Origin of the sequence: Peribacillus sp. NPDC058002 (assembly GCF_042886655.1) — a bacterium.
Taxonomy (GTDB): domain Bacteria; phylum Bacillota; class Bacilli; order Bacillales; family DSM-1321; genus Peribacillus; species Peribacillus aracenensis.
On sequence record NZ_JBHVQU010000171.1, the window covers coordinates 1 to 7,872 of the forward strand.

Consider the following 7,872-nt stretch of genomic DNA (forward strand, 5'->3'; position numbering starts at 1 on the left):
GTAATAATATGTTCCCTCCGCTGGCATCATCCAGATCAGGTTCAAAGAGTCAGCATCTAAAGGATGCAATCTCAGCCAGCAGTACTGGCCCCCCTACATTTCTCGCACATATGAACTTTTCTCTTTCATTATATCAATTCATGGGGAAAAAGGAATAGTAATTTGCTTCTTCCCGCTAATCGGAAGGGTATTCCTGCACTCTAGGAATTCTAGCAAAACATCTTTTGGAATGAAAGCAAAAAAATCCCGCCTCTTTTCATTCCAATCATTCTCGGCTGTCACGTTCCAAATAGTCAATTTAGAGCTTGCATTCATATAATGAGAATTATATGTAAACATTTTTGTTTACCGGTTTTATAAACCGTTCATTTCATAAGTAAAAGGTGGATATGATCATGATAAAGATTAATCACAAACGGTTAGATGTCAGTCAAATCCAACCAGGAATAGCATCTGCTAAATCACTTGAAATTGTCCAATTGCTGGCGGAGGATTCCAACGTTTTTGAATATCGGAACTTTAGAATGTTTAATTTCGAGATACAACTGAGGAACCGGGTCATTGCGGCAGCTATTGCGTTGGATAAAAGTGATGCAGAATTTTCCACACTTGAGGAATCGGAATCCAATAAACAATATTGGCACCTTTCAAAGGATGGCACCTTTACCCTTCAGCCAGGGGTTCTCCCTCATGCTGCACTCGTTGACATTTTCATAAATGGAAGGCTTTATGCTTTTGAATGCGGGACTGCAATAGTCATCACTTTTTTAAAGGGCATTTTGGATTTGATCGGCCCTAGGAATTTCGACGACCTTTTTTCAAACCTAGTTTTATATGACTGGGACCCTCCACAAAATATGGAACTCATTATTCATAAAGGAAGGGATTATTCACCAGGTGATTGCGTTTACTTCAAAAACCCTGATCACGACGAGGCAACTCCTGAATGGCAAGGTGAAAATGCCATATTATTAGGAAAAGACCTCTTTTATGGCCACGGGATCGGGATTACCAGTTCACAGGGAATCATCGATGAATTAAATAGCAATAGAAAGCCGTTCGCCACCATATCAGCATTCCTGACAAATCATATCATTTTCCTGGATAGTTCCTTCTATAGTCAATTCCAACAAAATATCCCACGTGCAAAGTCCGATCACAGTCCTGTCAGCCTTTCCAATTGTATTGTATCAGAAATAGGTTCTAGTTTTTACCTTTCATGACCCGGGCATTTTCCCCTATACCGGCATAAAAAAATGCTGGGAGAGAAATCTCCCAGCATTTTTTGTTATTCACGCACCAATATTCCCCTTGCCTTTGAACCTGCGGGCACTTGCCTGACCCCATTTCGTTATGGATAATGTATAAACAGCCAAGGCTGACCATATGAACAAAAAGGCTAAAAGATGTGCTTTGGTAAAACTTTCATGATAGACGAATACCCCGATCAATAAAGATAAGGTCGGAGCGATATACTGAAAAATCCCAAGCATCGATAACGGGATCTTCTCAGCCCCTTTCGCAAAATATAAAAGAGGCAATGCCGTGACAATCCCGCCGCCCACCAACAGCAAGCTTGTGCTTCCCTCTGTAAAGAATTGCATTTCGGATTGGTTCATCAAGTATATCAGGTAACCCAGGGCAAGAGGCGTTACCATCATCGTTTCAAGTGTCAGCCCGATCGCCGATTCGGCCTTGATCATTTTTTTTGCCAGACCGTATAATCCGAACGTCATGGCCAAAACAAGAGAGATCCACGGGATGGTGCCGAAATGAATGCCAAGGATCAAGACTCCGATTCCTGCAAGCAGGAATGAAATGATTTGGGCCCGGCTCAGTTTTTCTTTTAAGACTATCACTCCCAATAGTACACTGACTAGCGGATTGATATAATATCCAAGGCTCGTGTCGAGGATCCGTCCTGAGTTAACGGCCCAGATGAACACTCCCCAATTAGCTGTAACAAGCAGTGACGCCGTTAGTAATGCCGTAAAGAGTTTGGGATTTCCCATTATGTTTTTGACATAATCAAGAAACGCTTGCCATTTTTTCATGAACATCAATAAAACCAGCATGAACACGAAAGACCATAATACCCTCTGAGCTAAAATTTCTGTTGCACCGACTCCCTGAAGGAACTTCCAGTAAATCGGCACGACTCCCCACATCATGTAAGAAAGGGCTGCATAGATTGCCCCTTCTTTTTGTTCATCCACTTTCATAACAAGCCTTCTTTCCATTTACATTCCTTTATCTAATTCCATCTAATAATTTTCTTTTTTTGCAACTGTTATTTTTTATCATACATGATTTTGTCATCGATGACCGTCATGACCGCCTCTGCTTGTAGGAGATCATCCGGCGCCACAGCAAAAACATCCAGATTAAATACGGTAAAATCGGCATCGTACCCTTCTTTGATCACACCTCGGTGCTTTTCCTTGCCGATTGCTGCAGCGCTCCCTTTTGTATACAGTGAGAAGGCCTCGTACACGGAAAGCCTTTCGCCCAAGCCATATACGGTCGGGTCCTCGCTGTTGATTTTCATCCTTGTGACAGCAGCATGAATGCCCAAAATTGGATTTAATGGTTCAATGGGTGCATCCGACCCTCCCGCACAAATGATGCCCAACTTCAAATAGGTTTTCCAGGCATAGGAGGATTCCAGTAGATCGGCTGGAACCTTTTCTTCCACCCACGGAAAATCGGACGGGACGAAACCCGGCTGGATATCAAAAATTACCGGCAGCTTTGCCGCCCGCTCCAACAGCTCCGGCCGGACAATCTGAGCATGGATGAGCCGGTCCCTCTGCCCCATTTTCGGCGGGAGGGCCTCTACTGCATTCAGGACGTATTCAAAAGCGAGATCGCCAATCGCATGTACAGCAATCGGCATTCCGGCATCCCTTGCTTTTTTCACCCATTCCTGAAGCTCGTTTTCAGTGAATATCGCGACTCCATTCGTATCCTTTTGATCTACATAAGGCTCGCTCAACAGAGCTGTGCGTCCGCCCAAGGAGCCGTCGGTAAATATCTTCATGCTGTCAAATTTGATATATCGCGTACCTTTCTGATAGCCGCCTCCTGCTGCCAGCATGTCTTCAAACGCTTCGTGATGGACGAGCAAATTGGCGCGAAAGGCCATTTCCCGGTCCTCGATAACCGATTTAAACGCCTGATATGTCGGCATGAAGCCATTGTAATAATAAAGGTCCTCGGTATGCCCCCCAGTCAAACCTAGCTTATATGCGTCTTCTATGGCCTCTATGAGCGCGTTTTCGATATACTCTTGATCAATCCCGGGAAGGCTGTCTAAAATAAAGTTCTGCGCTTGACTTTCTTTAAATAAACCATTTAAACGCCCGTCAGGATAACGGCAGACCACCCCGCCTGAAGGTTCTTTTATATCTTCTTTAATATCCGCTTCCAATAGGGCGCGGGAATTGACCACCAAGGCATGACGGCAAATCCTTTTCAATACGATGGGATGTTCTGTCGATATCTCGTCAAGCTCATCCCGTAATATCAATTCAGGACTCGGCCATTCATTTTCATTCCATCCTTCGGCAACAATCCACTTTCCAGCCGGGGTTTTTGAGCATTTTTCCTTCAAGGATTTCAAGATGGCCTCCCTGCTATCCATCAAAGAGAGGTCTAAACGAAGCAGCCTTTCACCATGCCCGACCAAATGAAGGTGACTATCCACTAACCCCGGCAGCATCGTTTGTCCATTTAAGTCGATTTCCCTGGAAATATTGCCGGCATATTCATTTTTCAAATAGTCCTGGCTGCCGGTATCAACAATTACCCCCTTTTCAGTGAAGACAGCCTCCACTCGATCGTTTTCTTTAATCATCGTATAAATCGACCCATTGAACCATAACGTTCCCATTCCGGCTTTACACTCCTTATTAAATGATTGTTACTGTGCAGATATGCAGTAAGTGTACCATCTCATATCACGGATTCCCATATTTATGCTTTTATCCAAGTACCTGTAATAAAAAAACGCCAGCCGTTACGGCTGACGGTAATGCTTTCAATCAATTGTTAAGGAGTGCTTCTTCCCTTTTCCGTAAATCAACCCGTTTGATTTTACCTGATGTCGTTTTGGGCAGCTCTTCTAAAAATTCGATTTTCCTTGGATATTTATATGGGGCAGTCAATTCCTTCACGTGCGTTTGGAGCGTCTGGATCAACCCTTGGCTGTTCGGATCGATATCCTCCATCAAGACTACATATGCCTTGACCACATTTCCCCTTATTTCATCAGGGCTTGCTATAACAGCACACTCTTTAACAAATGGATGCTTCACGAGTGCATCTTCCACTTCAAACGGTCCAATCGTATATCCCGAGCTGATGATGATATCATCAGAACGACCCTCAAACCAGAAATAACCATCTTCATCCTTTTTCGCTTGGTCGCCGGTAATATAATAGTCCCCGCGGAACTGCTGTGATGTCCGCTCCGGATCTTTAAAATATTCTTTAAATAGAGCAGGTGTATCTACATGTACGGCAATATCCCCCACTACGCCAGGAGAACAAGGTTTGCCTGAATCATCAATGATTTCCACATGGTTGCCCGGAGTCGGTTTCCCCATGGAGCCCAATTTAATATCCATGCCTTTCGTTACCCCTACCAACAGGGTATTTTCAGTCTGTCCATAACCATCACGCACTTCTATATGGAAATGGTTTTTAAAGACCTCGAACACTTTTTGATTTAAAGGCTCTCCCGCTGATACAGCACTATGAAGATGGGATAAATCATAGTCATCAAGGTTATCCGCCTTTGCCATCAATCGATACTCGGTCGGTGTGCAGCATAATGCATTCACTTTGTAGTCCTGAAGCAGCTGAAGATATTTTTTCGCCTCGAACTTCCCATGATAGGCAAGACCGGCCGCTCCCGTTCCTAGAACCGCCAGGAAAGGACTCCAGATCCACTTTTGCCACCCTGGGCCTGCCGTTGCCCAAACCACATCCGTTTCACTGATGCCAAGCCAGTTTGCTGCAGACGTTTTCAAATGGGCATAAGCCCAACCATGTGTATGGACGACCCCTTTTGGATTTCCTGTCGTTCCGGAAGTATACGATAAGAACGCCATATCCTCACTCTTCGTGTCGGCCATGGGCAGCTGATCCGATTCCTCATCGGCAAGCTCATTCAAATCCAGCCAATTTTCGATTCGTTTTCCGATTGAAAATTTGAGGAGGCTTTCCGCCCCTTCTATTTCATTCATTTCATGAGTATATTCATGGTAACTGATGATTCCTTTGACATCACCATGGTTGACTCGATACTGCAAGTCCTTCGCACGAAGCATTTCGGAACAAGGTATGACAATCATGCCAATTTTCAATGCGGCCAAATACACTTGATAGGCTTCCACCAAACGAGGGATTATGATAAGGACCGTATCACCTTTACCCAGTCCTTTTTTCTTGAAGGCATTTCCGATTTTATTTGCACTTTTTAATAAGTTCTCATATGTAAGTTGTTTTTTATCCCCGTTTTCGTTCTCCCAGAGGACGGCAACTTTTTCTGGATCTTTTGCAAAACGTTCCATTTCACTAACTAAGTTGTAATGTTCCGGAGCCAATAAGTCTTCACGCTTCATATTCTTCCCCTCCAATTATGAACTCTTAGTACCTACTCATTATACAAGATACTTCTCTAATATTTCTATTTATTTTTACAATTAAATAAATAGAGCGGGTGTTAGAACCCGCCCTCTGTAGACTGTAGTCAAATTCGATGAACATCCAGTTTTCACTAAAAAAACCGTTCTAGCTGATTTCAGAAATCCACCGACTGTCTGCCAAGCCTCATCAAAACAAGCATCAGTGAGGTCTCGGCTAGTCAGTATTTCGTAAGGAGTGTCGTAAAATTCTTCAATCTCATTTCTTAATCAAAGTTAGGTATGAGACCAAACTATAGTTTTTTCTTAAAAAAACAATCCAGTTGATTGGAGCGGGTATACGAGACTCCTGCTTAAAAGCGTGACCAAAGGACCCACATGCGCAAAGAGCGCCAAGGAGCTCCCGGACCCCCGCGTAAAGCGAGTGCCTGTAGAGGAAATCAACGTTCTAACTGATTTCATTTTATATAAAGGCTCTTTTCTTAAAGATTGTTGTTTTATAACAAAACAATTTAAAGTTGATTGAGCGGAAGTGCGAGACTCCTGCGGGAGCAGCGGGACAGGTGAGACCCCACAGGCGTTTACGCCGAGGAGGCTCACCGCCCGCCCCGCGGAAAGCGAGCATCTGAAGGGGAAGTCAACCATACAGCTTTACTTGGTAAATAGCAACAAAGTATGCGAAAACAGCTTATATAAAACAGTAAAAAATCATGAAGTATTGTTTAAAATAATGGTCCGCACTTTATTCGGCCGCCACACCAACAAAAATAAAGAGAGCGGGTGTTAGAACCCGCTCTCTGTAGCCATATTTATTAAATTATCTGTTGAATCCTCCGCCTAATTGTTGTTCAGCCATTTGAACAAGGCGTTTTGTGATTTCTCCACCAACTGAACCGTTAGCGCGAGATGTTGTGTCGGCACCAAGTTGTACGCCGAATTCTGTAGCGATTTCATATTTCATTTGCTGTAGAGCTTGTTCCACTCCAGGTACCAATAATTCGTTTGAGCTGTTGTTGTTTGCCATGTGTTTTTCACCTCCTTGTGATTATAGAGTGTGTTAAAACACATGGCTTCATCCGCACAATTTTATTGGTAATTACAGGATATTAAAATAGGTCTTCCATCGCTTCTTCCTTATCGAAAGTCTGACCAGGTTTAACCGTTAATATTTCTGTTTCGGAGACCGCTTTTTCAATCAAGGATTCAAAGTCGACGAAGCTTTCATAGTAATTGACTTTTTCACGTTTCGGTTTCGTTTTTGGGCTTGCCGGCGTAAAGACCGTACAGCAATCCTCGTACGGCAGATTGGATATTTCAAAAGTATCGAGCTCTCTCGCAATTTTGATGATTTCTGTCTTATCCATGGTAATCAGCGGACGCAGGATCGGTGTATTCGTCACCTCATTGATGGCAAACATGCTGCTCATCGTCTGGCTCGCAACCTGTCCAAGGCTTTCACCGGTAATCAGTGCCATGGCTTCTTCCTTTTCACGGATTCGATCGGCGACCCGCATCATTAAACGCCGGGTTGTAGTCATTGAGTAGTTTTCCGGGATTTGTTTTTGAATCAATAATTGGATTTCCGTAAATGGAACGATATGCACTTTCATGCTTCCATTTATTTCTGCAAGCTTGCCTGCCAAATCAATGACCTTTTGGCGTGAACGTTCGCTTGTGAACGGCGGGCTGTAGAAATGGATCGCTTCCACATCTAATCCCCGTTTCATCGAAAGGAATCCCGCAACAGGGCTATCAATCCCGCCTGAAAGCATCAGCATCGCCTTCCCGCTTGAACCGAATGGAAGACCGCCTGCCCCCTGGATGATTTCACCTGTCAAATACACGGCTTCGCGTCTCACTTCCACTAGCAGGTTCAAATCAGGGTTCTTTACATCCACTTTTAAATCTTCTGTATTTCGAAGTAAATGCCCGCCGATTGCCCTGTTAATTTCATCGGTATTATATGGAAAATCCTTATCCGCGCGTTTTGTCGTGATTTTGAACGTGTTGACGTCTTCAAGAGTATGATTAAGATAATACAATGCTGCCGTTTTCATCACTTCCAGATCACGCTCTATTTTTATTGCAGGGCTTAATGACTGAATTCCAAAAATGCCTTTCAACCGCTCAATGACAGGCTTATGGTCCGCACCGTTCAGGAGAACGTACATCCGCTCCCGGTTGGCAGTGAGCACTACACCTTCTATATCTTTTAAACTCCAGC

6 protein-coding genes and 1 riboswitch are annotated in these 7,872 nt (G+C 43.8%); of the genes, 1 reads left to right on the forward strand and 5 read right to left on the reverse strand.

The window, feature by feature from the left end:
• A riboswitch (TPP riboswitch) is annotated at positions 1-105 on the reverse strand. This riboswitch is flagged as partial in the annotation.
• Positions 106-395: 290 nt separating this feature from the next.
• Positions 396-1,223, forward strand: a complete 828-nt coding sequence (locus ACFVSH_RS20315) for a protein-glutamine gamma-glutamyltransferase (protein ID WP_387602368.1) — start codon at positions 396-398, stop codon at positions 1,221-1,223.
• A 69-nt stretch (positions 1,224-1,292) separates the two neighbouring features.
• On the opposite strand, the gene rarD is transcribed toward ACFVSH_RS20315, so the two are convergent.
• The 5 genes from rarD to thiI form a co-directional block, all read right to left on the reverse strand.
• The gene (rarD, locus tag ACFVSH_RS20320) at positions 1,293-2,222 is read right to left on the reverse strand and encodes an EamA family transporter RarD (RefSeq protein ID WP_342614285.1); all 930 of its coding nucleotides are present in this window, start codon (positions 2,220-2,222) and stop codon (positions 1,293-1,295) included.
• Between the two features lie 68 nt (positions 2,223-2,290).
• Positions 2,291-3,892 carry an amidohydrolase gene (locus ACFVSH_RS20325; RefSeq protein WP_387707532.1) on the reverse strand — a complete coding sequence of 534 codons (1,602 nt, stop codon included), beginning with the start codon at positions 3,890-3,892 and terminating at the stop codon, positions 2,291-2,293.
• Positions 3,893-4,043: 151 nt separating this feature from the next.
• Positions 4,044-5,627: an acyl-CoA synthetase MbcS gene (gene mbcS / locus ACFVSH_RS20330; RefSeq protein WP_387602362.1), complete on the reverse strand. Its 1,584-nt coding sequence runs from the start codon at positions 5,625-5,627 to the stop codon at positions 4,044-4,046.
• Positions 5,628-6,465: 838 nt separating this feature from the next.
• A complete protein-coding gene (locus ACFVSH_RS20335) occupies positions 6,466-6,672 on the reverse strand; it encodes an alpha/beta-type small acid-soluble spore protein (RefSeq protein ID WP_034309203.1) in 207 nt (68 codons plus the stop codon).
• 82 nt (positions 6,673-6,754) lie between these two features.
• A partial coding sequence (thiI, locus tag ACFVSH_RS20340; RefSeq protein WP_387707534.1) for a tRNA uracil 4-sulfurtransferase ThiI occupies positions 6,755-7,872 on the reverse strand: 1,118 nt, incomplete at its 5' end.

Coding starts and splice junctions, on each gene's coding strand:
- rarD (WP_342614285.1), bottom strand. CDS start 2,222: ATGAAAGTGGATGAACAAAAAGAAGGGGCAATCTATGCAGCCCTTTCT.
- ACFVSH_RS20315 (WP_387602368.1), top strand. CDS start 396: ATGATAAAGATTAATCACAAACGGTTAGATGTCAGTCAAATCCAACCA.
- ACFVSH_RS20325 (WP_387707532.1), bottom strand. CDS start 3,892: ATGGGAACGTTATGGTTCAATGGGTCGATTTATACGATGATTAAAGAA.
- ACFVSH_RS20335 (WP_034309203.1), bottom strand. CDS start 6,672: ATGGCAAACAACAACAGCTCAAACGAATTATTGGTACCTGGAGTGGAA.
- mbcS (WP_387602362.1), bottom strand. CDS start 5,627: ATGAAGCGTGAAGACTTATTGGCTCCGGAACATTACAACTTAGTTAGT.